General features: G+C 59.8%; 28 protein-coding genes. 11 read left to right on the plus strand and 17 right to left on the minus strand.

Annotated elements, in window-relative coordinates:
• Nucleotides 1–28 precede the first annotated feature (28 nt).
• Both AAFX04_10375 and AAFX04_10380 read right to left on the minus strand, forming a co-directional pair.
• The gene (locus tag AAFX04_10375) at nt 29–781 is read right to left on the minus strand and encodes an ABC transporter ATP-binding protein (protein MEO1045834.1); all 753 of its coding nucleotides are present in this window, start codon (nt 779–781) and stop codon (nt 29–31) included.
• Complete coding sequence (locus AAFX04_10380) at nt 778–1914, minus strand: ABC transporter permease (GenBank protein MEO1045835.1); 1137 nt, start codon at nt 1912–1914, stop codon at nt 778–780. Before AAFX04_10380 ends, AAFX04_10375 begins: the two co-directional genes overlap by 4 nt.
• Before the next feature lie 144 nt (nt 1915–2058).
• Here AAFX04_10380 and AAFX04_10385 point away from each other — a divergent pair, with 144 nt between their 5' ends.
• On the plus strand, nt 2059–2715 hold the full coding sequence (locus tag AAFX04_10385; protein MEO1045836.1) for a TetR/AcrR family transcriptional regulator: 657 nt from the start codon (nt 2059–2061) through the stop codon (nt 2713–2715).
• 22 nt (nt 2716–2737) lie between these two features.
• Here the strand turns inward: AAFX04_10385 and AAFX04_10390 are convergent, their stop codons facing one another.
• The 13 genes from AAFX04_10390 to flgB form a co-directional block, all read right to left on the minus strand.
• Nucleotides 2738–3655: a flagellar motor protein MotB gene (locus AAFX04_10390; protein ID MEO1045837.1), complete on the minus strand. Its 918-nt coding sequence runs from the start codon at nt 3653–3655 to the stop codon at nt 2738–2740.
• Between the two features lie 3 nt (nt 3656–3658).
• Nucleotides 3659–4522 carry a flagellar motor stator protein MotA gene (gene motA / locus AAFX04_10395; GenBank protein MEO1045838.1) on the minus strand — a complete coding sequence of 288 codons (864 nt, stop codon included), beginning with the start codon at nt 4520–4522 and terminating at the stop codon, nt 3659–3661.
• A gap of 125 nt (nt 4523–4647) precedes the next feature.
• Nucleotides 4648–5487 (minus strand): flagellin, encoded by an 840-nt coding sequence (locus AAFX04_10400; GenBank protein MEO1045839.1) that lies wholly within the window; start codon nt 5485–5487, stop codon nt 4648–4650.
• 15 nt (nt 5488–5502) lie between these two features.
• The gene (locus tag AAFX04_10405) at nt 5503–6834 is read right to left on the minus strand and encodes a flagellar basal body rod C-terminal domain-containing protein (GenBank protein ID MEO1045840.1); all 1332 of its coding nucleotides are present in this window, start codon (nt 6832–6834) and stop codon (nt 5503–5505) included.
• Nucleotides 6831–7127, minus strand: a complete 297-nt coding sequence (locus AAFX04_10410; protein MEO1045841.1) for a rod-binding protein — start codon at nt 7125–7127, stop codon at nt 6831–6833. The genes AAFX04_10405 and AAFX04_10410 overlap by 4 nt, the downstream gene beginning before the upstream one ends.
• A gap of 80 nt (nt 7128–7207) precedes the next feature.
• Nucleotides 7208–8332 (minus strand): flagellar basal body P-ring protein FlgI, encoded by a 1125-nt coding sequence (locus tag AAFX04_10415; GenBank protein ID MEO1045842.1) that lies wholly within the window; start codon nt 8330–8332, stop codon nt 7208–7210.
• Between the two features lie 16 nt (nt 8333–8348).
• A complete protein-coding gene (locus AAFX04_10420; GenBank protein MEO1045843.1) occupies nt 8349–9026 on the minus strand; it encodes a flagellar basal body L-ring protein FlgH in 678 nt (225 codons plus the stop codon).
• A 26-nt stretch (nt 9027–9052) separates the two neighbouring features.
• The gene (gene flgG / locus AAFX04_10425; protein MEO1045844.1) at nt 9053–9841 is read right to left on the minus strand and encodes a flagellar basal-body rod protein FlgG; all 789 of its coding nucleotides are present in this window, start codon (nt 9839–9841) and stop codon (nt 9053–9055) included.
• A 36-nt stretch (nt 9842–9877) separates the two neighbouring features.
• Nucleotides 9878–10621 carry a flagellar basal body rod protein FlgF gene (locus AAFX04_10430; GenBank protein ID MEO1045845.1) on the minus strand — a complete coding sequence of 248 codons (744 nt, stop codon included), beginning with the start codon at nt 10619–10621 and terminating at the stop codon, nt 9878–9880.
• Nucleotides 10622–10696: 75 nt separating this feature from the next.
• Nucleotides 10697–11527, minus strand: a complete 831-nt coding sequence (locus AAFX04_10435) for a flagellar hook-basal body complex protein (GenBank protein MEO1045846.1) — start codon at nt 11525–11527, stop codon at nt 10697–10699.
• A gap of 37 nt (nt 11528–11564) precedes the next feature.
• Nucleotides 11565–12215, minus strand: a complete 651-nt coding sequence (locus tag AAFX04_10440) for a flagellar hook capping FlgD N-terminal domain-containing protein (protein ID MEO1045847.1) — start codon at nt 12213–12215, stop codon at nt 11565–11567.
• Nucleotides 12212–12616, minus strand: a complete 405-nt coding sequence (gene flgC, locus AAFX04_10445; GenBank protein MEO1045848.1) for a flagellar basal body rod protein FlgC — start codon at nt 12614–12616, stop codon at nt 12212–12214. Before flgC ends, AAFX04_10440 begins: the two co-directional genes overlap by 4 nt.
• A complete protein-coding gene (flgB, locus tag AAFX04_10450) occupies nt 12613–12963 on the minus strand; it encodes a flagellar basal body rod protein FlgB (GenBank protein ID MEO1045849.1) in 351 nt (116 codons plus the stop codon). Before flgB ends, flgC begins: the two co-directional genes overlap by 4 nt.
• A 240-nt stretch (nt 12964–13203) precedes the next feature.
• Between flgB and AAFX04_10455 the strand changes: the two genes are divergently transcribed.
• From AAFX04_10455 to fliA, 8 genes are all read left to right on the plus strand, one after another.
• Complete coding sequence (locus AAFX04_10455; protein MEO1045850.1) at nt 13204–13941, plus strand: MotA/TolQ/ExbB proton channel family protein; 738 nt, start codon at nt 13204–13206, stop codon at nt 13939–13941.
• Nucleotides 13942–13961: 20 nt separating this feature from the next.
• Nucleotides 13962–14414 (plus strand): hypothetical protein, encoded by a 453-nt coding sequence (locus tag AAFX04_10460; GenBank protein MEO1045851.1) that lies wholly within the window; start codon nt 13962–13964, stop codon nt 14412–14414.
• Nucleotides 14415–14486: 72 nt separating this feature from the next.
• A complete protein-coding gene (locus AAFX04_10465; GenBank protein ID MEO1045852.1) occupies nt 14487–15041 on the plus strand; it encodes a flagella basal body P-ring formation protein FlgA in 555 nt (184 codons plus the stop codon).
• An 89-nt stretch (nt 15042–15130) separates the two neighbouring features.
• Nucleotides 15131–15409, plus strand: coding sequence for a flagellar biosynthesis anti-sigma factor FlgM (gene flgM, locus AAFX04_10470; GenBank protein MEO1045853.1), 279 nt, complete (start codon nt 15131–15133; stop codon nt 15407–15409).
• An 11-nt stretch (nt 15410–15420) separates the two neighbouring features.
• Nucleotides 15421–15741, plus strand: coding sequence for a hypothetical protein (locus AAFX04_10475; GenBank protein MEO1045854.1), 321 nt, complete (start codon nt 15421–15423; stop codon nt 15739–15741).
• Between the two features lie 188 nt (nt 15742–15929).
• Nucleotides 15930–16769 (plus strand): lytic transglycosylase domain-containing protein, encoded by an 840-nt coding sequence (locus AAFX04_10480; GenBank protein ID MEO1045855.1) that lies wholly within the window; start codon nt 15930–15932, stop codon nt 16767–16769.
• The gene (gene flhA / locus AAFX04_10485; protein MEO1045856.1) at nt 16769–18898 is read left to right on the plus strand and encodes a flagellar biosynthesis protein FlhA; all 2130 of its coding nucleotides are present in this window, start codon (nt 16769–16771) and stop codon (nt 18896–18898) included. The genes AAFX04_10480 and flhA overlap by 1 nt, the downstream gene beginning before the upstream one ends.
• A gap of 13 nt (nt 18899–18911) precedes the next feature.
• On the plus strand, nt 18912–19637 hold the full coding sequence (gene fliA, locus AAFX04_10490) for an RNA polymerase sigma factor FliA (GenBank protein MEO1045857.1): 726 nt from the start codon (nt 18912–18914) through the stop codon (nt 19635–19637).
• A gap of 12 nt (nt 19638–19649) precedes the next feature.
• Here the strand turns inward: fliA and AAFX04_10495 are convergent, their stop codons facing one another.
• Nucleotides 19650–19925, minus strand: coding sequence for a hypothetical protein (locus AAFX04_10495; GenBank protein MEO1045858.1), 276 nt, complete (start codon nt 19923–19925; stop codon nt 19650–19652).
• Between the two features lie 263 nt (nt 19926–20188).
• Nucleotides 20189–21004 (minus strand): flagellin, encoded by an 816-nt coding sequence (locus tag AAFX04_10500; protein ID MEO1045859.1) that lies wholly within the window; start codon nt 21002–21004, stop codon nt 20189–20191.
• A 390-nt stretch (nt 21005–21394) separates the two neighbouring features.
• Between AAFX04_10500 and AAFX04_10505 the strand changes: the two genes are divergently transcribed.
• Together AAFX04_10505 and fliE are read left to right on the plus strand one after the other, a co-directional pair.
• A complete protein-coding gene (locus tag AAFX04_10505; protein MEO1045860.1) occupies nt 21395–22684 on the plus strand; it encodes a sigma 54-interacting transcriptional regulator in 1290 nt (429 codons plus the stop codon).
• Nucleotides 22685–22695: 11 nt separating this feature from the next.
• Nucleotides 22696–23037 (plus strand): flagellar hook-basal body complex protein FliE, encoded by a 342-nt coding sequence (gene fliE / locus AAFX04_10510; GenBank protein MEO1045861.1) that lies wholly within the window; start codon nt 22696–22698, stop codon nt 23035–23037.
• The last annotated feature ends 1 nt before the right edge of the window (nt 23038 follow it).

Here is a 23038-nt window from a genome sequence, read left to right on the forward strand (position 1 = left end):
AGGAAACAGCGAAAGCGGGTGGCGCGGATCAATGGCCATCGGGCATCTCCTTGCCATCATGGGTGATGCGGCCATCCTCCATCTGCAAAATACGGTCAGCCAGATCGAAAACGCGATTGTCATGGGTCACGATGATAACGGCGCGCTCTTCTGACAGCGCCACTTCGCGCAGCAGGTCCATCACCCGCCGCCCGGACATGGCATCGAGTGCGGCCGTCGGTTCGTCACAGACCACCAGCTTGGGTTCATGCACCAGCGCACGGCTGATCGCGACGCGTTGTTGCTGGCCGCCGGAAAGCTGGCGCGGCAGTTTGTCTGCCTGATCGCCAATATTGAGTTTCTCCAGCATTTCGCGGCCTCGCTGTTCAGCCTCGGCACGCGGCACACCGGCGGCAATGAGCGGCACGGCGGCATTTTCCGCAGCGGTCAGCGTCGGCAGCAGGTTATATTGCTGGAATACAAAGCCGATATTATCGAGCCGGAAATTGACCAGGCCATTATCGGACAGGTCATAGATGGCAGTATTGAAAACGCTGACACTGCCCTTGGTCGGATACATAATCCCGGCAATGATCGAGATCAGCGTCGTCTTGCCCGATCCGGACTCGCCGACAAGATAGGTCAGTTCGCCGGGGCGAACATCGAGATCGATATCGTGCAGCACCCGGATAAAACTGTCGCCAACCGGGAATTCCTTGACGATGCCGCGCACCGAGATGGCGGCATTCTCGATCACCTGCAGCGGAACGGGTCGCGCGGTAGATACGGCCTGCTGGTTCATCGGAACACCTCCGATGGTTCAGTGTTCACCACTTCGCGCAACGCCAGAAAACCGGTGAGCATGATCATCACCATGGTGACCACCGCGGTGAGCAACGGGATCTGCCAGGGTGTGTAGAAGCCCTTGAAGGTGTCGATCGCCTCGGTGGTGTAGATAAACAGCACTGCAAGAAAAATGCCGATACCATAACCGATCAACCCGACCAGTCCGGCCTGACAGGCGACCATCAGACGGATCTTGTTGTTGGTCACACCGATCGCCTTCAATGCGCCGAACTGCTTGATATTATCACGGATGAAGAGGCTGAAGGTCAGCCCGACAATCGCCACACCGACAATGAAACCGAGCGCCACGGTGATGCCGAAATTGACCGGGATACCTGTATTCTCGATGATGAAGTTGATCCCGTCATCCGCAAATTCCTCGCGCGTGCGCGCCTTGAGGCCGGTGACCTTTTCGATATAGCGCGCCACCTCGACCGGGCTGCGGCCATCTTCAGTACGCACCAGAACGAAACTCATGCGGTTGCGTGTACCCGGCACGAAATTGAGCGCATTGGAATAGCGGGTATAGAGCGTGACCTGCGAGGTGAAGGTCGGAGTGGCATCGACAATACCGCGGATCACCGCACGCTGGTCATTCAGTTCAAGGCGGGTGCCCATGGCCTCTTCGCTGCTGGGGAACAGGCGGCGCGAACCGACATCGTCGATAAACACCGCATCCGGATCGGCCAGTGCACCGCGTTCTCCCCGGACCATATTGCGCGGCAGGCCGATCAACGTCGCATCATCGACACCGATCACGGTAACGCCCTCCAGATCGCCATCGCGGGTACGGACATTGGCTCCGGCACGGATCAGCGGCACTGCCCATTGCACGCCATCGACACCGCGTACCCGCTCCAGCGCGGTGGACGGCATCGGAAAGGTAATATCCGCGGTGCGTCCGGAAGGATCCATGACCCAGATTTCCGCAGTTGAAATATCCTCCACCGCGCTGGCGCCGCGCATCAGCAGATTGACAAAAATGGTCACCTGCTGGCTGATCAACAGGGTCGAAAAGGCCACCCCAAAGAGCAGACCGACAAATTTGGTACGGTCGCCGGTCAGCATTCGGATAGCAATCCAGTTCATTCCTGTCCCTCGGTCGAATCCGCTGTGAAACACCATGGCGCAGCGTTTGCATCGCCGCACGACTCATGATAGTGAACGCTCTCGTTTATTAATTAACCGATAGTTATTGAACGTCAATGTTCAATTTCTGAAAAAGGTTCCATTTTGTCGAAATCCGTTACCAGCAAGGGACTGAAAGCACCGCATCCGGGCGGTCGCCCGCGTGACCCGGAAAAGCATCGCGCGATCATAGAAACCGCACAGCGCATCTTCTTCACCAAGGGTGTGGCCGCCGCCACAATCGAAGAGATTGCCCAGTCTGCCGGCGTGTCCAAAGTCACCATCTACAACCGCTTTGGTGACAAGCCAACGCTGTTCGAGGAAGTGGTCAAGGCCCAGGTCGAGACCATGTCCGTGATGCTCAGCGAGGAAAAGGCCGAGAGCACCGACCTTGTCACCCGGCTCAACGGATTTGGTGAAGCGCTGCTGGCTTTTCTGTTCCACAAAAACCATGTGGCCATGGAGCGGATATTGGCGCAGGACCTGGCCGAGCATCCGGATCTGGCGCATCGTTTCTTTGCTGCCGGACCCGGCCAGTGCCGCGATCGTTTGACCCGGGTGCTATCGGAAGCGGCATCAAAAGGCGAGCTGATGCTCGACAATCCGCGTGAAGGTGCCGAGGATCTGCTGAGCCTTTGGAAAGGCTTTGCCGATATGGAATTCCGCCTTTCGGTGCGCCAGCCACTCAGCCGTGACGAGATCGCCCGGCGTGTCGCGAGCGGCACCGAAAAGTTCTTGCGGCTATGTCGGCATCCGCAATGATTGCGCGGGTGCCGTTACCGGCTCAGCTTTCTGACTCGTCTGCTGATTCTTGTACCGCAGCGACGGCACCCGCACTGCCGTCCATATAGGCAAGGGTGATCGACATACGGCGATTGCGCGGATCGGCGGGATCTGCCGGGTTGAACGGCTCGCGCGCGGCTACACCTTCGATACGGAGCATACGTTTCGGCTCTACCCCACCCTCTACCAGTGTCTTGCGCGTCGCCTCGGCGCGCGCCGTTGAAAGCATCCAGTTGTTCATCACCTTGCCCGATGCATAGGGCAGGCTGTCGGTATGCCCCCGGACAATCACCGGATTGGGCAGACTGGTAATGACATCGGCAACTTCCGCCAACAGCACCCGCGCACGTGGGGCAAGATCGTCGGTGGCCAGGCTGAACATCGCAAAATCGGCTTCATCGACCAGATCGATGCGCAGCCCTTCCTGGGTATGGGTAAAGCGCACATTGCGCGACATCTGCACCAGATCAGGGCGCGAATTGAGCCGCTGTTCCAGCTCCTCGCGCAACGCCTCGAACGCCACTTTCTGCAACGAACGGTTTGACTTGCCACCCCTGTCCTCGACACCGGTCGCATCTTTCGGGATGGTCAGTGAGCGGTCGCCGGTCTGCCCCATGGCATGCGGATATTCATCGCGCGAAACCACCGAATCGCCGCCGAAAAGGCCGTTCGAACCAGCGCTGCCCTGTTTCAGCTCCACCAGTGTCGGGGTGAAATAGTCGGCCAGCGCCTTGCGCTGTTTCTCATCAGTCGCCCCGAGCAGCCACATCAGCAGGAAGAACGCCATCATCGCGGTCACGAAATCGGCATAGGCCACCTTCCAAGCACCGCCATGATGGCCGCCATGGTCATCAGCGATGATCTTCTTGACGATGATCGGCCGCTGATTGTCTTTGTTGGCAGATTTTGCCGCAGCCATGACTTAGCGCGCCCTCAAACCGTCAAACACCTCGGCAAAGCTCGGCTGGTTGCCATGTTCAAGGCCCGACCGCGCGGCCTCGATCACCAGCGGCTGCGGGTGGCCGTGCAGGCTGGCGATGATGATCTGCTTGACGATATCGTACATCGCCAGATCGCTTTCTATGCTGTGCTTGCAGCGATTGGCCATCGGGCCGACAATGCCGTAAGCCAGCAAAACGCCGAGAAAGGTGCCGACCAGCGCAGAGCCGATCATCCCGCCCAATACGGCCGGTGGCTTGTCGATCGAACCCATGGTTTTCACAACACCGAGAACGGCGGCGACAATACCCAGCGCCGGCAGCGCATCGGCCAGCCATTGCAGATTCTCTGCCGGCCCCATGGCCTCTTTGTGATGGGTCTTGAGATGCTGGTCGATCACTTCCTCGACCGAATGCGGGTCGAGATCGCCCGAGGATACCACCACCAGCCGCAGTGAATCGCAGATCAGCGCGACCAGCACTGAATCGGCCAGCAATCGGGGATACTCGGCAAAAATCGCGGAATTTTGCGGCTCTTCGACATGCGGTTCAAGCGCCACAGGGCCCTCGGTCCGCAACAGCTTCATCAGCTTGGAGGTCAGGAAGATACAGTTGAGGAAATCGTCGCGCTTATATTTCGGACCGGAAAAAACGCGGACAAAGCCGCCCCCCAACGCCTTGACCTGGTGTATGGAGTTGCCGGTTATGATGGCAGCAACACCGGCACCGCCGATGATCATCATTTCCAGCGGCAGTGCCGCCAGAACCGGGCCGATATCGCCGCCTGAAATGATGAAACCGCCAAATACCATGACGATCAGAACCACTAAACCGACAGCTACCAGCATTATACCGCCTCACCCTTTGCGTTTATCTCACCCGTCTGACCTGACATGTCAGGATACAGTCTCACCAAAGGTGTAACGGTGAAAAGTGTTGCGGCTTAAGCGAAAAGCCGCGCCAATTGGCGGTATCAGCGCAGCAGGTCGAGCAGGCTGCGCTGTTCGATCCGGGCATAGATTGCCTGTGCCGCTTCGAGGCTGGTGCTCAGCGATTGCAGTCGGGTAATCGCTTCGGCAACATCGGTATCCTCAATCGCCGAACGCCGCTCGGCAAGCGCCAGCTGGTTATCCTCATATCGCACGCGTGCGCTCTCCAGCTCATTGCCGGTAACGCCCTGGCGCGCGATCAGCGTGGTGACACGCTCCAGAGCGGCTTCGACCGGAGCAAAGCGCGCCTCTCTATCCACGGTATCGCCATTGCGCACCGCATCAATTGTCAGCGTCATCACCTGTTGCAGCGTTTCACCGCCAGGGCCGATATTCTCGAGCAATTCCGCGCTCGACGGGGCCGCGACAATATCGCGATTTTCACCGATCGGAATCGCCAGCGGCGCTTGCGGAAAAAGCGCTCCGCCATGGCCGTCACCCAGCGCAACCAGATCATTCAGGGTGGCCAATATTCCTTCCAGCTCGAGTGCAATGCCCTCACGGTCATTGGCGTTCAGCGTCCCGCTATTCGCCTGAATCAACAGCTCATTGGCCCTGATCAGGGTCGACGACATGGTGTCGAGCGCGGACTCGGCCAGACTCGCCCGGGTCTGTGCCCGGCCGATATTGTTGGTCCAGGCCTGCTCATTGCTCTGCTGGCGCGACAGGCTGGAAATCTCGATCCAGCCCTGCGGGTCATCCGAGGCCTGGTCGATCCGCCGTCCGGTCGCAATCGCCTGTTGCTGCTCGGCAATCGCTTCGGCCAGTTCGATCTGGGTCTGGACCGCCACGGGCGGACGGTTACGGTTTATCGATTCTACCATCGCTTGGCCTTTTCGTTAGAATATCGCGAGTATCGACTGCATCGTCTCGCGCGCCACCTGGATGATCCGCGCCGAGGCTTCATAGGCCTGTTGCAGGCGGATCAGGTCGGCGGTCTCACGATCGATATCGACAGCCGCGCTTTCATCGCGTGCCGAACGGGCATTGCGGTCAAGCGCGGCGGCGGTGCTCTCCTCGCTGCGCGCGGTGGCGAGCAGATTGGCATGGGTCGCCATGATGGTGGTCCAGCCCTGTTCGGTGCCGCCAGCGCCGCGTTGCGCCGAAAGCCCGAGAATATTGCCATTGGCGGTGCCATCGGTCGAGGCCAGCGCCAGCGCCGCCGGATCAGCAGACAGCAGGGTCAGGCTGGCGGCACCAGCGGTGATCGCGACCAGGGGAGCACCAGCAGCACCGGCATCCGTGCGGCCCGCAGCCTGCCAGCCATTGATATCATTGGAGAATTGCTGTGCCAGTGCATCAAGACTGTCGAGCCTTGCCCCGGCCTGCACCATCGCATCGCTGAGGCCGGCGAGCAGGCCATTGCCCGGTGTACGGGTGGCTGTGCCATTGATCAGCACCTGGAGGCTGCGATCTGCATTTTCGTTGAGTGACAGCGTCGCGGCATCACCGCGCACAACGACATCCTCGCCGCCATAGCGGAGCGTAGCGATGCCCTTGTCGCCAAAGCTGATATCGACGTCGAGGCGTTCGGTAATCGCCGCCAGCGAAGCATCGCGCTGGTCGAGCAGAGCAGCTTCGCCATCGCTGCCGGGCCGGCTGCGCAGCAGGTCGACATTGATCCGCGCCAGTTCGTTCAGGCCCTGATTCAGCGCCGCAGTCTGCGACATGGCGGACTCACGCATCTGGTCGAGGGAAAAGCCGATATTGCCTGCAGTGCTGCGAAAGGCACCAATGGTGTTCCCGATATCGCTGAGGAACGTTGCACGCAGCGCTTCGTCGAACGGCGCAGCGGCCAGCTCCTCGCCACGAGCATAAACCTGAGTCAGCCGCGCACCGATATCGCGACCGCCATTGTCGAGACCCGTTTCCACCGAAGTCAGCCAGCTGGCAGCCGTTTCCGCACGTACCAGTGTCGCGCCGCTGAGGCGCGCCGAGGCTTCGAGAAACTCGTCACCGGCGCGGGCAATACCAACCACCGCCGCACCAGCAAGACCGGTCTGCGACACATAAAGCGGGTTCAGCGCTCCGGTTACCGTCTGATCGGCAATCCGGGTGGTGCGCCGGACATAATCCGGATTCTCCGCATTGGCGATGTTGTTGGACACGGTCTCCATGGCGCGGCTGTTAACCGCAAGACCGGATCTGCCAATGGTGAGGAGCGAGCTCATTTCTGTTCTCCGAAGGGCGTATCACGTGTGTCATCGACCCCGAATTGCTGCAACAGCAGTTCCGCAATGCCGAAGCTTTGCTGTTCGGCCATGCTCTCGGCAATCCGGTCATCGGCAAGATCACGAAACTGGTCACCGGCATTGCTGCCGAGCAGATCTTCGCCGAGCGATGCGGAACGCATCGAACCGATCATCTGGCGCAGGAAATGCGCCTCAAATGCCTCTGCCGCATCGCGCAGCGCGGCCTTGTCGATACCCTGGCTCTGCACCGGCAGCGATTGCGAAAGCGGCATGCCCCCGGCGACGGGCGCAGAGGCCCGGGCCGGGGGTGTGACGGTCTTGCCGGCAGCGGCAATGCGGGAGGGCATATCGGTCATATGATCACCAGTTCGGCTGTCAGTGCGCCCGCCTGTTTCAGCGCTTCGAGTATCGCCACAATGTCGCTGGGTGCGGCACCGAGCGCGTTGATCGATTCGACAATCTCCGCCAGCGATGCGCCGCGCGCAATGGAGGTGCTGGCCAGTGGCTCGTCAATAGCGATCTGGCTGTTCTCCTCAACCGCGGTACGACCGCGGCTGAACGGTTCGGGCTGGACCACAGTCGGTGCCTCATCGACCCGTACGGTGAGCGTGCCATGGCTGACGGCGGCCGGGCTGATCCGAACCGCACCGTTAATCACGACAGTGCCGGTGCGGGCATTGACGATCACCCGTGCCGCCGCTTCAGCCGGGGTCACAGGAATATTTTCGATGGTGCTCATCATCATTACCCGCTGCGGCTGGCTCTGCGGCGCCGCAATGCGGATCGACACCGCATCTTCGGCGCGCGCCATGCCATCACCGAATTCAGCATTGATGGCATCGGCAACGCGCATCGCGGTGGTCAGGTCGGCACTGTCGAGATTGAACGACAGAAAGGGGGAGTTTTCAAATCCGGTCGCGACGGAACGCTCGACAGTGGCACCGCTGGCAATGCGACCAACCGAAGGGATATTGACCGTGGTGGTGGAGCCGTCACGGCCCTGAACGCCCAGACCGCCAACGGCAAGGTTGCCCTGGGCCATGGCGTAGATCTGGCCATCGGCACCGATCAGCGGTGCCAGCACCAAAGTGCCGCCGCGCAGCGAACGCGCCTGGCCAAGTGCGGAGACGGTAACATCGATGCGTTGCCCGGGCTTTGCAAAAGCCGGGAGTTCTGCGGTGATCATCACCGCTGCAGCGTTGCGCGTCGCCGGGTTCAGGCCGGGCGGCAGCGCCAGTCCAAAGCGATTGGCCACGCCGCGCACGCCGAGCGTGGCATATTCCAGATTGTCATCACCGGTGCCGGCAAGGCCGACAACAATGCCGTAGCCGGTGAGCTGGTTGACACGCAGTCCCTGAAAACTGCCGAGATCCTTGATCCGCTCAGCCTGTGCCGGGCTGGAGGTAAAGCTGAAAACCACAGCCAGGACCAGCCATAGCGAACGGATGATCGGCCGGGAATAACGGGAAAAGTACATGATATTCTCACCCTGCTCAGAACGGGCTGATCGCCGAGAAGAAGCGCTGCAGCCAGCCCTGACGGCTCGCCTGTGCGATCTCTCCGGCGCCGCTATAGTTGATGCGGGCATTGGCAACCCGGGTCGACGGCACGATATTTTCCGGACCGATATCCACCGAACGGACAATGCCGCTGAACTGGACGAACTCGTCACCACGATTCAGCCGCATCAGCTTCTCGCCCTGCACCAGCATGGTGCCATTGGGATATACGGCGGCTATGGTCACGCTTATCTGTCCCTGTAACGAGTTGGATTGCGCCGCGCTGCCCGCGCCATTGAACGTCAGATTGCCACTGGCGCTGGCATCACTCGGATCAAAAAGGCTTAACGGACCGGTCGTCGGCGGATTAAGGCCAAAACCACCGCTGCGATCAGTGGTAGCACTGTTCGACTTGGCAGCCTGGGTGCGCTCGACCAGGGCGATGGTCAGCACATCGCCGACCTGTGCCGCCCTGGCCCCGCTGGTCAGCGCGGCATAACCGTTACTGGCCTGGAAGATTGCACCATTGTTCGTGGCGACCGCTACAGGAGGCGGCAAAGTCGGGGCAAAGGCCGGGCTGGGCCTGACTTCACCGCCTCCCATACAGGCACTCAAAAATGCCAGCGGTGCGAGCAGGGCTGCTCTGGGGAAAAGGCGTGTCTTAACGGGCATGGCTTCTGGTTCCTGTTTCAAGCGGATTACATATTCTGGTTGGCGAACTGCAGCATCTCGTCGGTTGCCGAGATCATCTTCGAATTGACCTCATAGGCACGCTGGGTCTCGATCATGTCGACCAGCTCCTCGACGATATTGACATTGGAGCCCTCAAGCGCGCCCTGGCGCAGCACGCCACGGCCTTCGATACCGGCAGCGCCGACCAGCGGCGGGCCGCTGGCTGCGGTCTGCTGCAGCAGGTTGTTGCCAAGTGGCTGCAGTCCGGCATTGTTGACGAAATTGGCGATCTCGATGCGGCCCAGCTCGCTCGGCTCGGCCTGTCCGGCAAGCGTGGCCGAGACGATGCCGTCATTGCCGATGGTGATGCCGGTAACGCCCTGCGGCACCTGGATCTGGGGGAAGAGCGGCAGGCCTTCGGAGTTTACGATCTGGCCCTGCTGCGTCAGGCTGAAATTGCCGGCGCGGGTGAAACCGATGGTGCCATCGGGCATTTGCAGCTGAAAATAGCCGGCACCTTCAATCGCCAGATCGAGCGCATTGCCGGTATTCTGCAGCGATCCCTGGGTCTCGATGCGTGCGGTGCCGGCGACTTCGACACCGGTGCCCAGTGACAGACCAACGGCATATTGGTTGATCTGGTCCGACTGCGCCCCTTTCTGCACGATCTGCTGATAGGCAAGCGTCTGGAACTGCGCCCGGTCACGCTTGAAACCCGTGGTGTTCACATTGGCCAGGTTGTTGGCGATCACCCGCATCCGGGTATTCTGTGCGTCGAGCCCGGTGCGGGCGACCTGAAGGGCGGAATTACTCATCGTTCAATCTCCTGTGATAGGTCGGCCATGTGCCGGTCAGTTGGGCATCTGCATGATGCGGGCACCGGATTCATCGAGCTCCTGCGCCGAGGTCATCAGCTTGACCTGCGCCTCCCAGGCGCGGCTGGTTTCGATCATGTCGACCAGCGCCTGCGTCATGTTGACATTGGATCCCTCCAGCGCGCCAGTGACCAGCCGGGCATCGGGATCAGCCGGCAGCACACCATCGTCAGGCACATGGAACAGCGTGTCCGTAAATTTGACGATCTCGCTGCCCTTGGGACTGGCGATTTTCAGCTGGTCGACCTGTTGCGGCTGCAGCGGATCACCACCTGGGGGTACGATCCACACGCCGCCATCATCGGCAATGCGCAGCTGATCCGCGGGCGGCAGCGTCAATGGCCCACTCCGGCCAAGCACCGGGAAACCATCGCCGGTGGTTACCAGACCGCTTTCGGTAAGCTGCAAATCACCGCGACGGGTATAGGCTTCGGCACCATCGGGCGCCTGCACCGCGAGCAGCGCGTCGCCCTGCATGGCGATATCGAGCGGACGACCGGTGGTCTTTATCGGCCCCGGATTCATATCGGCGGCGAGCACTTCTTCCTTGACCGTGGCGCGACTGTCAAGACCATCGCCGTTGATATAAAGCGCCTGCGCGTTGACAATCTCGCCACGGAAACCGGTGGTGCTGGCGTTCGCCATATTGTTGGCAATCACCGTCTGCCGGTTCATGATACCCTGCATAGCCCGCAGGTTGGTGCGTACCATCTTGTCCATTATCGCATCTCCTAAGGCGCGATTGTCAGCGCGTTGTTGTCAGCACATGGGGCGCAGATCACCGGATCAACCGGATTAGATCTGCAGGTTGATGATCGTCTGCGTCAGCGTGTTGGCGGTTTCGATCGCCTGGGCATTGGCCTGGAAGTTTCGCTGTGCCGAAATCAGCGACACCAGCTCTTCGGTGATGTCGATATTGGCGGTTTCGAGCGAACCCGAACGGATGCTGCCCAGCGAGCCCTCGCCCGCCTGGTCGAAGGTCGCGACACCCGAATCTCCGGTTGCCTGCCACTGGGCGTCTCCGACCGGTCGCAAGCCTTCGACTGCCGGGAAGCTGGCCAGCGCCAGGGCACCCAGACGCTGCTGGTTGCCATTGGCGAAGGTCGCGGTGACGACACCATCATTACCGATGCTGATATTCGCCAGCAACGATGTCGGGTCGGCAGGGTCGGCTTCAGGCAGCATGAAATCGCTGAGATCGGCATTGGTGGTACCGGTTACCTGTCCGGTCGCATCGACCGGCAGCAGCTGCACCTTGTTGCCCAGCGTATCGACAACGACGCGATCGGTGTTCACGGCGAACGCGCCGTTACGGGTATAGGTTGTGGTCGCGTTGGCGGCGTCGCTGCGCACGGTGAAGAAACCGTCACCGGCAATGGCCAGATCGAGCGTACGATCGGTTGTCTGCAGCGTGCCCTGGGTGAATTGCTGGCTAACGCCGTTGAGACGGACACCCTGTCCGGTCAGCTTGGTCGTGGTCTGGGTCGGCGATGCGGCAAAGACATCACCAAATATGGCGCGGCTTTTCTTGAAGCCATTGGAGTTGCTGTTGGCGATATTGTTCGAAATCACCGACAGGTCGGTCTGGGCCGCTTTCAGGCCGCTAAGTGACGTTACGAAAGACATGATACTCTCCTTCTAAAAAATCCTGAGATATGAATGTTCAGCCTATTCTCTGGGCCTGGTTTGCGGGAATCTGGCCAATCGGCGTGATCAGCGCAGCGCCATTGCTGTCGCCCGATGCCGCCACCGCCGAAACCGGAAGCCAGGTTGAAATCTGTGACGCATAGCCACCACCGACGCGCACCTTGAGCGGCCCGGAATCGACCGGTTTGCCATCCTCTCTCCCGCTCTCGAAGCGGAATGGCATGGCCCCGGCGGGGACGTTGCGCATTGTCTCGGCGTGCACGACATTGCCTGCGCCATCGACCAGTTCGACGGTCAGTTCGTCGACCGGACCGGCCATCACAATCTCGCCGGCATAGACGCCTTCGGGGTCCATAGCCGCCATGTCACCCGGCACCAGCGCCGAACGACCGATAAACTGGGCTGCATCGGCCATGCCGATGGAGTTGAAGGAATTGGCGATCTGCTGCAGCGAGACATTCATCTCGGCAATTCCGGCCACCGACGAGAATTGTGCCATCTGCGCCACCATCGCCTGGTTATCCACCGGATCGAACGGGTCCTGATAGCGCAGCTGCGCCGTCATCAGCTTCAGAAAAGCCGCCTGGTCAAGCGTCTCGCCGCCGGTTGCGTTCACTGGCTGTGCGCGGGTCAGCCCGCTGGGAAGTGCGTTGTTTATCGAGGTCATTTGCCCATCCTCACCGTATCGAGGATCAGCGACTTGGCGGTCTGCAGCACCTGAACGTTGTTCTGATACTGACGCGCCGTTTCCATCATGTCGATCAGTTCGGCGGCCTCGTCGACTCCGGCTTCCCAGACATAGCCGTCAGCATCGGCAATGGGGTTATTCGGGTCATAGCGCCGGGTCGGCTGGGTATCGGACTGGACCACCCGGTCGACGTCGACGGTAGCCATGCCATTTTCATCCTCAGTCGCGCGAAATACCGGTTTCAGCGCACGATAGGCCTCGGCCTCGCTGGAATAGGTCGTACGCGCATTGGCGAGATTGGACGCGGTGGTGTTCATCCGCGTCATCTGCGCCGACATGGCCCGACCGCTAATGTCAAAGATATTCATCGGCATGGTCATTCTCCCTTGAGCGCACGGGTGATCGAGTTCACCCGCGCTTCAAGAAATGAGAGGGTGGTGCTGTACTGCACCGCATTTTCGGCAAACAATGTCTGCTCGGTCGACAGTTCGACGGTGTTGCCATCCATCGAGGTCTGAAGCGGGATGCGATAGCCCATGGTTTCGCTCATGGCCTGCCGGGTATCTTCACCCTGCTGCACCATTTGCATGGCGCGATCGAAATCGAGATCGCGCGCCTTGTAATTCGGCGTCGCGGCATTGGCGATATTGGATGCAAGGACGCCCAGGCGCTGCGATCTCAGCTGCAGCGCTGCGCCGTGCACTCCGAAAATCCTGTCTGCACCCATGGCAAACTCCTTTGCTTAACTCCGCCACCAAATCGCCGTTACAGGCTGTGAGCGGATTGTGTCGTCCCTTTCAAAGCAATTGGTGTGCCACATAGTTAAAAACGTTTTATATCATTTGTTTATACGGACTTCGCAGCTGTGTATGCAGAGGCCATTCCAGGGTTTCGGCAAGGCTTTGCCGGGGTGGCGGCAAGAATTTGCCGTGGTGCATGCCGGGGGTTCCAGACGAGGGAGAAAACCGTGCCGGGCGTGTTTCTGATGTTCTTTGATCCACTCTCACTGCTGTTGGTGATTGCAACCAGCGCGATGATAGCGCTGGTACAGAATGGCGCGGCAGCCATTTATCACGCCATCCACATCGTACCGCGGCTCTGGGCCGGCAATACAGGCAATCAAGCCGAGCGCGCTCGGCTGGCCTTGCTTCGTGTCGAACAGAAGGTGACGGAAAACGGTCCCTGGCATGCCGACCGGATCATCGCCGATATACCCTTTGTCGCGACGCTGGCGGAGATGCTGGCCAATGCTCCTGATCGAGCCAGTTTTGCGGAGGCCGTATCGCGCCATCGCACACAGCTGCAGCGCAGACATGACGCCGCTATCGGCTTTTGGAGCGATATCGCCGAGGCCGCACCGGCCATCGGCATGATCGGCACCGTTGTCGGCCTGATATGGATGTTCGATGGTATTGAAAGCGCCGATGCCATTGGCGAGGCCATGGCGATCTGCCTGCTGACCAGCCTGTACGGGCTGTTACTGGCGCATGTCGTGGCCGGACCGATTGCCCGCCGGGCCGAGCTCTATGCGGCACAGCAAAATATGTGGCACGATGATGTGACAGCACGCTTCCTGCAGCTGGCAGAGCGGTATCTCGGGCAACGCGGAGTCGTTCTCGACCTTTCCAACCATAATGCCTCAGCCAAGAAGAACGGTCTCGATCGGGCCCCCGATATAGCCAAAGCCCCGAAGAGCGCCGGATAATGCGCCACAAAAGGCACAGCATGACCAGCTTTCTGGACCTGGCGTTGATCATGGTCGGCGCCACGGCACTTGTCGCGCAGGTCAATCTGCGGCAGGTCGAGTCAGCGGCGTTCGCAGGCGACGAGACGAATGCCAGGCAATTCCACTTTGCTCTCGAAGAGCTGTTTGCTCCGGATGACGCCAGGCTGTCACCCGGTGGTCAGCAGGAAATGGCCGAACTCGCTCCGCGTCTCGGTGACGATAATGTAAGGGTACATGTCCCGGCAGAACAGGCCGGCAGCAGCAGCGGCAGATTGAATGGCTGGGAGATGGCATCGGCGCGCATGGCGTCTATTCTGCACGCCTTGCACCGCCATGGCATAGCCGAGGAGAAGCTCGAGACCGCTGCCATAAAAGTGACGCGGTCAGAGGCTATAATGGACGAAGAGGACGAAACTGTTACCATCAGTTCGTTTCCAAACCGGAACAAATAGACACCTGGGGAGTTGGCACAGTTATTGCTGCACTCATTGCCGTAAACAAATGCAAATTGCAAAGGTGTCACAATGACAGTGCGAAAGACCAGTATAGCAGCGTCGACCATAGTCATTGCCATGGCGCTATCTGCTCCGGCAATGGCCAAGCAGTTTCAGGATACCAGGATTCTGGACGCATTGGTTGCAGCCAAACTCGGTAGCGAAATTGGCGAGCCCGGCGGTGCCCGCGCCGCAATAGATCACCGCTTGAAACTGGCGCAATGCCCGGAGACCCCGAAGGTCAGTAACGGCATGATGGACAGCGCAGTTGTCCGCTGTGAATCACTGGGCTGGCGTATCCGTGTGCCGATCAATATCAGCGCACAAAATAGTAGGATACAGCCTGTGACGACAGCGTCTGCAACGCAGTCACGCTACTATTCCGGCAATAGCGAGGTCGCTATCCGTAGGGGTGAACCGGTCAGGCTGACCATCTCGCGGCCCGGATTTTCACTGTCGCGAATGATGGTTGCAGACCGCAATGGCAAAATCGGTGAACTTATTCCCGTCCGTGCCGACCGGCGTGACAAACCCATTATGGCCCGTGTCACTGATATGGGCGAGGCAACCGTGATGGCCCGTTAAGAAATTGCAAATAATTGCTTAATAGCGTCCGGATTGTGCCGTTACTCCGGATAGGTATCAAGAAACGGCATAGTGTAAGGTGAATTGTTATGAAGCTGGTAGGTTCCAATCTTCAGTCCGTGACGCCCTCCAAGGTACGCGGCGATAATCAGCCTGTCTCGGCAACCGCCGCCACCCGCGCCGTATCGCGCGATGGCGAAAGCGCAGTCAGCCAGATTGCTTCGCATGGTATCGCCGACCAGGGCGCGCCCATTGATGAAGCGCGTATCGAAAGCATCCGCAACGCGATTGCCGATGGCAGCTATGTCATCGATACCGAGAAACTGGCAGAAAAGATGATCGAACTCGATCTGATGCCGAAAGACTGAGGCATAAGCACATGTCCTCCCCCGCCCATGGTCTCGAACAGGCACAGCTGGCGCTGATAGAAGCGCTGGACGCGCATGATGCGCAGGCAATCGAGACCGCTGTCCAGTCGCTGACGGCAGCGGTGGAACAGCTTGGTGCCAGCGGTGCCATCTATGCCAACCAGGACATCAGAGCCGATTTCGACCGGCTCGAAAAACTGGCCGATGCCGCCAGCTACCGCATCACCCTTTTGCAGCAGCAGACGCGCCGACGGCTCGAAATGTTGCACGATCAGGACAAGATCAAGAGCCAGACCTATTCGCGCCCCGCTGCACGGATCGTAGAGGCCTGAGCCTGCGCTGGCCGCTGCAGCCGACGCATCATAAAAATTTGATATTCCAGAGTTTTAATCGACCGGCCTCTGCATCAGGCAGAGGGCCGGTCGCTTGTATTCAAGACAGCGCAAAACATTGTCATGCAATGTAAAACTGGCACGCCACTTGCTTATTCGCTGGTGAACAGCAGAGTGGAGACAGGCCGGTGCCGTCACAAGTCGATACAGTACAGAGCCAGGGGGTAAATCGCGTCACACGCGCCATTGCCCAGTCTGCGCGCCGTACCGGTGTCGATTTCGGCTATCTGATGAACCAGGCCCGCATCGAAAGCGGCATGAACCCCAACGCCAGGGCACGTACTTCTTCAGCCACAGGGCTGTACCAGTTTATCGACCAGAGCTGGCTCGATGTCGTCGAGAAACATGGCCAGAAGCACGGCCTGGGCTGGGCTGCGGATGCCATTCACCGCGACGGCAAGGGCAGGCTCAGCGTCAGCGATAGCAACAGCAAGGCGCAGATTTTCGCGCTCCGCACCAACCCCGAAGTTGCTGCACTGATGGCCGGCGAATTCGCCGCCGACAATCGCGATTATCTCGAAGGCAAGCTGGGCCGCGAAATGGCGCCCGTCGACCTTTACCTCGCGCATTTCCTCGGTCCTGCCGGTGCACACAAATTCCTCAAACAGCATGCCGCCAATCCCGGTGCAGCGGCGGCAGAACATTTCCCCAAGGCTGCCGCTGCCAACCGGCCGATATTCTATGCCGACAATGGCAAAGCGCGCAGCTTTGACGAGATCCGCGAGCGCTTTGCCGCCAAGCTGGGTAACGGCAACGCCTTGCCGCCGGGCGGCAACATCATGCCAGCGGGCAACAAGCGTCCCGTTGCGGCCGCACGCTATGTCCAGCCTGCCGATTATGTCCGGATCGCCAGCCGCCGCGCGCCCGACAGCCACAATATGAACACGCCTGAAGCTGCGAGCCGCAGCGCCAATGAACATGCCCGCCTCGCCTATATGCGCCTGGCTTCGATGGGAACCGACAGCTAATGCCCCTCAAGAATTTCTCATCCAAGGATATTGCCGGCGGCCTGGGTGGCGCATTGCTGCCCTTTGCCACGCTGTTGCTTGTTATCTTCCTGGTGCTGCCGGTTCCGGCATTCATTCTCGATGTCGGTTTCATCACCAACATCATGATTTCGCTGGCGGTGTTGATGGTGGCGCTGAACGCCACCAAGCCGCTTGATTTTTCAAGTTTCCCCACGGTCCTGCTCTTTGCCACCCTTCTGAGACTGGGCCTGAATGTCGCCTCCACCCGTGTTGTTCTGGTCAGCGGGCATGAAGGCGGTGACGCCGCCGGTCAGGTTATAGAAGCCTTTGGCAGCTTCCTGATCGGCGGCGACTATATTGTCGGTCTGTTCGTCTTTGCGATCCTGATGATCATCAATCTGGTGGTGATCACCAAAGGCGCAGGCCGGGTCTCCGAGGTATCGGCGCGCTTCACACTCGATGCATTGCCGGGCAAGCAGATGGCGATTGATGCTGATCTCAACGCCGGACTGATTTCCCCAGAAGAGGCCAAACAGCGTCGTGCCGATGTCGCCACCGAAGCCGATTTTTACGGCTCGATGGACGGTGCCTCGAAATTTGTGAAAGGCGATGCCGTTGCCGGGGTCCTCATCCTGGCGATCAACATCATCGGCGGTATCATTCTCGGCATTGCCAGCCATGGCCTCGACATCACCGATGCCGCCTCGACCTATACCATGCTGGCCATTGGCGATGCGCTGGTGGCGCAGGTCCCTGCCCTGCTGCTTTCGATTGCCGCCGCGGCCATCGTCACCCGCGTATCATCGCCGATGAACCTGCAGGGTCAGATTACCTCGCAATTCAGCCTGTCACGGGCATGGTTGCCGGTGGCGGCGATCCTGTCGGTGCTGGGCATATTGCCCGGTATGCCCTCGCCGATCATATTGCCGGCGGCGGCACTGGCCGGGTTCTTCGCCTGGTATTGCGCAAGGCCGCGACAGGATGATGACGCATCCGCTGAACCTGTCGCCCCGCCCAACCCCAATATCATCCACTGGGAAGATGTCTCCAATGACGCGATGCTGGGCATCGAGGTCGGCTATGCGCTGACCCCGTTGGTAGACGAACGCAAGGAAGCGCCGCTGATCAAGCGCGTCACCGGCATCCGCAAGCAGATTTCGCGCGAGCTTGGGTTCGTCATCCCGCTGGTGCGGATCAAGGATGACATGAATCTCGAGCCCAATGGCTATCGCATCACCATGGGCGGTGCGGTCATTGCCGAAGACGAGATCTGGCCGGAGGACATGCTGGCGCTCGACAGCGGCGAGACCGACGGCACCATGGAAGGCCGTGTCTGCAAGGATCCGACCTTCGGCATGGACGCGGTGTGGATCAGTCCCGACAAGCGTGCCGATGCCATCGTTCGCGGCTATACGGTGGTCGATGCCTCGACCGTCATGGCGACACATCTCAACCACATGATCCGCCAGCATGCGGCCCAGCTATTCGGTATGGACGAAGCGAAAAAGTTGCTCGACACGCTACAGGAAAGCGCACCCGAGCTGGTCGACGGCCTGACGCCACAGCCGCTGTCGCTGTTCATCATCTCGGCCGTGTGCTGCGAATTGCTGCGCGAAGGCGTGCCGCTGCGCGATTTCCGCCGTATCTGCTCGGCGATGGTCGAGGCCGCATCCGATGGTACCACCGATGTCGCCACCATTACCGAGAGGGTGCGCGCGCGCATCGGTTCGATCATCATCCAGTCGCTGGTACCGGTCAGCATGCCACTGCCGGTGGTTACCCTCGACGCCGAGCTGGAGACATTACTGGCGCAGTCACTCAAGGTCAGCGGCGACGCCGCCTATCCGATCGAGCCTGGCCTCGCCCAACGCATTCTCTCGGCGCTCGAAGAGGCCAGCCGGCCCTTGATGCTGGAACAGCGCAACCATGCGCTGGTCACCTCGCCTGCCGCGCGCAAGCCGCTGGCCAATCTGCTGCGACCGCGTTTCCCCGACACCCCGGTGCTGTCCTTCCGCGAGCTGCCTGATGAGAAGCCGGTGGAGGTCATCGCTACCATCGGCAGCAGCCAGCAGGGCAGCCTGCCCAACCCCGGTCCCAAGGCCGAAAGCCACGAATTCAGGCAGCTTTGAACGGAGCCCGTAAATGTATGAATCCCCACAGTCATCGCTGTATGGTCGCAAGCCGAAGCAAGTCTCTCCGGGTGAACTGGTTGAGCAGAATCTGCCGCTGGTACGGAAGATTGCCTGGCATGTGCACAGCATGGCACCCGGGGCCATCGATATCGAGGATCTGATCCAGATCGGCATGGTGGCGCTGGTCGAAGCAGCCAACCGCTATGAGGATATGGGGCATAATTTTTCGACCTATGCCGGCACCCGTATTCGCGGCGCATTGATCGATCATTTGCGCGCCTCGAGCAATTTGTGCCGGTCGGCACTGAATATGCGCAAGGCAATGCGTGCCACCGAGGAGAAACTGTCCCAGGAGCTGGGCCGTGCGCCGACCGAGGCGGAAATGGCCGAAGCCATGGGCCTGGACAGCGCCACCTATCGCGACCGTGCCGACAAGGCGCAGCAGATGCAGATCGAGTCGATGGACGAAGTCTATTCCGAGCACAGCATGTGGTTCGCCGATGAGGAGGAAAGCATCGATGTCCGCATCGAAAAAGACCAGTTGCGTGCCTTGCTATCGGCGCATATCGGTCAGCTCAAGGAACGCGAGCAGATGATCCTGCAACTGCACTATATCGAAGAGCTGAATCTCGATGAAATCGGCAAGATTCTCGACATCACGGCGGCGCGGGTGTGCCAGATCAAAAAGGCCGCACTCGATACGCTGCGCAAACGGCTGGCCGCGCATGCGCGCTGACAGCCTGATCTTTCAGTAATTATCGATAATGATCATGACACAGCGCTTTGCCCCAGGCTGGGGCTGACCGGCTTTGCCACGACCGGGGCATGGACGTTCCAGCCTGTGTCGCCACACATGGCGTTGCTCGATTATCGCCGAACCGCTCACCTCACCGATCTTGCCTGTGCGCATTCCCTTGGTAATCCGCACCTGGCTGACCGCCCTGGCGCCGGAAGCTTTGTCTTCCGATCGCGCGGCATCGGTTATCGCCAGTGGCCCGAAAATCAGCAGTGCGATCACAGCCATTCGCCACAGCCAGGACGGCAAGGCAGATCCGCTTTCCGGCGAACCATCTGGCAAAGCGCCTGTGGGCAGTTGTGTCATGGGCGGGATAGTCCAGACAAAATGGGCCGGATCGGAATGCCTATGGGGAAACACATTCCGACCCGGCCACATTGGTTGGGGAGGACAGACCATACAGACCAGAGAAAAGGCCTGTCCCAGCATCATGACCGGATCACAGGATGTCTCCTGCGGGGAACGACCCGGTCATGAAATAAGGTTCACCGTTACCGGATCAGGCTGAGAACGCCCTGCTGGCTCTGGTTTGCCTGGGCCAGCATTGCAGTCGAGGCCTGGTTCAGGATCTGGTATTTCGCCAGCTGGGTTGATTCAGCCGAGAAATCCGCATCCTGAATGCGCGAGCGCGATTCCGTCAGATTGGTGACGCGGTCGGTGATGTTGCTCACCGTGGTCTCCAGACGGTTTTGCGACGCACCAAGGTTGGCCTGGGCCGTGGTCACGGTGTTCAGAGCGGTATCGAGCGCAGTCAGAGCGGTGTTGGCACCACCGGCTGTGCTGATATCGACAGTAGCAACACCAAGCGTAGCGGCACGCATATCACCCAGGGAAACGGCCACGGTCTCACTGGCACCCGATCCTGTCTGAATGGTGACGCTGGCATTGGAGCCATCGAGCAGGCCAACACCGTTAAAGTCGGTGCGCGAGGCAACATCGCCAATCTGCCCGATCAGCGCGGTAACTTCGGCCTGGAGGTTGGTACGGTCACCGCCAGACAGCGTACCGTTGGCGGACTGGACAGCCAGTTCGCGCATACGCTGCAGCATGTTGGTGACTTCATTCATACCGCCTTCTGCGGTCTGGGCCAGCGAGATGCCGTCATTGGCATTGCGCATCGCCATGTTGAGGCCACGGATTTCCGAGGTCATCCGGGTGGCAACAGCATTGCCCGCCGCATCGTCGGCAGCGCTGTTGATGCGCTGACCGGTCGAAAGACGTTCGATCGCCTGCTGCAGACCCATATCGGCGCGCGAGGACGCGTTGGCCGCCCGCATCGCAGAGACATTTGTCCCGATAACAGTCATGGTTCATTCCTTTCAGTTGCGGCAGCCAGAGGAAATGCTCGGGCGACCATGAAAGCTGTAACGGTGATCGCAAAACAGGATTAAGCGAAGAAATCACTCCCGCCGAAACGACGGAAAAATGACGTTCCGGGCGATAAGCGTCAAAAAACTGACGAAAACGTCAATAAACCGGCGTCAATTTATTGTCGTTTCGGTAGGGGAATGAAGACCCCTTATCCATCACACCAATCGGAATTGATGTCAAGCCATTCATAAATATAGATAATCCTCGAATCTGTTAAAATGGCACATGACTTGCTTAACCATTTCCGTCGACCAAGAGGAGCACGACGCCGGACGCTGCGGGAACAGCGAAAGGTATTTGTCGGAAACATGTGACGGGGAAATAATATGAAAAAGCAATGTGTGGTGAGTGAAGCTGTTCGCGAAATGCTGCCGACTTTGACCGATTGGCTGCGCGGAGCCTGGCTCGAACCGATCAGTGCCGAAAATTGCGCCGAAAACAGCAGGGGACCACGCAAGGATTGGCCGGTACACATATTGACAGCCGCAGAAATCGGCGAAGCCACCCATCGCGACATCATTGTCGAGCTGTGCGATGGTGAGGCCGAACTGATCCAGCCTGCCAAGGGCATGCCGATGCGCATCCGTTTCGGCATGAACGACATGGCCTTTGCCCATGCGCTGATCGCAGAAGCCATTCGGCAGGAAGGACCGGCCGTTGGTGAGCCATCAAGCGCGGAAACCATGATGTTCGCCGATCGTGTTGCCATGACCGATGCCAGCACCCTGATCCAGGGCGAAACCGGCACCGGCAAGGAAGGCATGGCACGCTTCATCCACGACAACAGCCCGCGCGCTGACAAGCCCTTTGTCGCCGTCAACTGCGCTGCGCTGCCCGAAACGATGGTCGAAGCAATTTTGTTCGGCCACAAGCGCGGCGCCTTTACCGGCGCGAGCACCGAGGCCGAAGGCCTGTTCCGCGCTGCCGATGGCGGCAGCCTGTTCCTCGACGAGATTACCGAACTGCCATTGCCGCTTCAGGCCAAGCTGCTGCGCGCGCTGCAGGAAGGCGAAGTGCTGCCGGTGGGCGAAACCAGGCCTGTCAGCATCGATGTCCGCATCATCGCCGCCGCCAATCGCGATTTCGAGGCTGAGGTCACCGAAGGCCGTTTCCGCGAAGATCTGTACTGGCGTCTGAATGTGGTGCCGATTGCGCTCAAACCGTTGCGTGAGCGCCGTCAGGATATCCGCGCCATCGCCGCAGCCATGCTGCTCAAAATGCAGGCCAAGAGCGACAGCTTTGCCTGGCCCACCCCCAATGCGTTGCGCGCGCTCGCCGAGCATGATTTCCCCGGAAATGCCCGTGAGCTCAACAACATGCTGCAACGGGCACTGATCCTGCGTACCGGCAAGCGGCTGCGCAGCGCCGATCTGCAGCTGGAAAGCGCAAAACCGGCGACCGCTCCGCGCCATGACCCTGTGCCCAGCACCGGCCGGCGTATTGTTCAGGGCCGTGATCTTCAGAGCCTGTCGCGCGAAGCCGAATTCGCCGCCATCCGCTCTGCGCTGGATGAAAATGACGGCAACCGCCGCGCTACGGCCCGGATGCTCGGCATTTCCGAGCGTACATTGCGCTATCGCCTCGCGGATATGCGCGAATTGGCCGAAGCCGCGTGAGGAGTTGAGCCATGAACAGCGTCAACAGCCTGATGAGCGCCCGCAATGCGATTATCCAGCAGAACAAGGCAATCCAGAATGTCACCAATGACACGGACAAGGTCGCAGAGACCAAGAGCGGGACGGAAAAAGGCCCGGACTTTGTCGGCGCGATGCAGGAAGCGGTGCAGAGCGTCAATGCGCTGCAACAGGAATCCGCCGCCGCAGCGACCGCCTATGAAATGGGCGAGACCACGGACATCGCTGCAGTAATGCTGGCCAAACAGAAAGCGTCGGTCGGCTTCGAGGCGACAATGCAGGTCCGCAACAAGCTGCTCTCCGCCTATCAAGACATTATGAACATGCCGGTGTAAT

This window comes from Pseudomonadota bacterium (genome assembly GCA_039818985.1).
Taxonomy (GTDB): domain Bacteria; phylum Pseudomonadota; class Alphaproteobacteria; order Sphingomonadales; family Sphingomonadaceae; genus Alterisphingorhabdus.

Coding starts and splice junctions, on each gene's coding strand:
- flgM (MEO1045853.1), top strand. CDS start 15,131: ATGAAGCTGGTAGGTTCCAATCTTCAGTCCGTGACGCCCTCCAAGGTA.
- AAFX04_10505 (MEO1045860.1), top strand. CDS start 21,395: ATGAAAAAGCAATGTGTGGTGAGTGAAGCTGTTCGCGAAATGCTGCCG.
- fliE (MEO1045861.1), top strand. CDS start 22,696: ATGAACAGCGTCAACAGCCTGATGAGCGCCCGCAATGCGATTATCCAG.
- AAFX04_10415 (MEO1045842.1), bottom strand. CDS start 8,332: ATGTACTTTTCCCGTTATTCCCGGCCGATCATCCGTTCGCTATGGCTG.
- motA (MEO1045838.1), bottom strand. CDS start 4,522: ATGCTGGTAGCTGTCGGTTTAGTGGTTCTGATCGTCATGGTATTTGGC.
- flgB (MEO1045849.1), bottom strand. CDS start 12,963: ATGGGTGCAGACAGGATTTTCGGAGTGCACGGCGCAGCGCTGCAGCTG.
- AAFX04_10465 (MEO1045852.1), top strand. CDS start 14,487: ATGACAGTGCGAAAGACCAGTATAGCAGCGTCGACCATAGTCATTGCC.
- flhA (MEO1045856.1), top strand. CDS start 16,769: ATGCCCCTCAAGAATTTCTCATCCAAGGATATTGCCGGCGGCCTGGGT.
- AAFX04_10390 (MEO1045837.1), bottom strand. CDS start 3,655: ATGGCTGCGGCAAAATCTGCCAACAAAGACAATCAGCGGCCGATCATC.
- flgG (MEO1045844.1), bottom strand. CDS start 9,841: ATGAGTAATTCCGCCCTTCAGGTCGCCCGCACCGGGCTCGACGCACAG.
- AAFX04_10380 (MEO1045835.1), bottom strand. CDS start 1,914: ATGAACTGGATTGCTATCCGAATGCTGACCGGCGACCGTACCAAATTT.
- AAFX04_10420 (MEO1045843.1), bottom strand. CDS start 9,026: ATGCCCGTTAAGACACGCCTTTTCCCCAGAGCAGCCCTGCTCGCACCG.
- fliA (MEO1045857.1), top strand. CDS start 18,912: ATGTATGAATCCCCACAGTCATCGCTGTATGGTCGCAAGCCGAAGCAA.
- flgC (MEO1045848.1), bottom strand. CDS start 12,616: ATGACCATGCCGATGAATATCTTTGACATTAGCGGTCGGGCCATGTCG.
- AAFX04_10495 (MEO1045858.1), bottom strand. CDS start 19,925: ATGGCTGTGATCGCACTGCTGATTTTCGGGCCACTGGCGATAACCGAT.
- AAFX04_10400 (MEO1045839.1), bottom strand. CDS start 5,487: ATGGTAGAATCGATAAACCGTAACCGTCCGCCCGTGGCGGTCCAGACC.
- AAFX04_10435 (MEO1045846.1), bottom strand. CDS start 11,527: ATGTCTTTCGTAACGTCACTTAGCGGCCTGAAAGCGGCCCAGACCGAC.
- AAFX04_10460 (MEO1045851.1), top strand. CDS start 13,962: ATGACCAGCTTTCTGGACCTGGCGTTGATCATGGTCGGCGCCACGGCA.
- AAFX04_10405 (MEO1045840.1), bottom strand. CDS start 6,834: ATGAGCTCGCTCCTCACCATTGGCAGATCCGGTCTTGCGGTTAACAGC.
- AAFX04_10440 (MEO1045847.1), bottom strand. CDS start 12,215: ATGACCTCGATAAACAACGCACTTCCCAGCGGGCTGACCCGCGCACAG.
- AAFX04_10500 (MEO1045859.1), bottom strand. CDS start 21,004: ATGACTGTTATCGGGACAAATGTCTCTGCGATGCGGGCGGCCAACGCG.
- AAFX04_10410 (MEO1045841.1), bottom strand. CDS start 7,127: ATGCCGCTTTCGCAATCGCTGCCGGTGCAGAGCCAGGGTATCGACAAG.
- AAFX04_10375 (MEO1045834.1), bottom strand. CDS start 781: ATGAACCAGCAGGCCGTATCTACCGCGCGACCCGTTCCGCTGCAGGTG.
- AAFX04_10430 (MEO1045845.1), bottom strand. CDS start 10,621: ATGGACAAGATGGTACGCACCAACCTGCGGGCTATGCAGGGTATCATG.
- AAFX04_10475 (MEO1045854.1), top strand. CDS start 15,421: ATGTCCTCCCCCGCCCATGGTCTCGAACAGGCACAGCTGGCGCTGATA.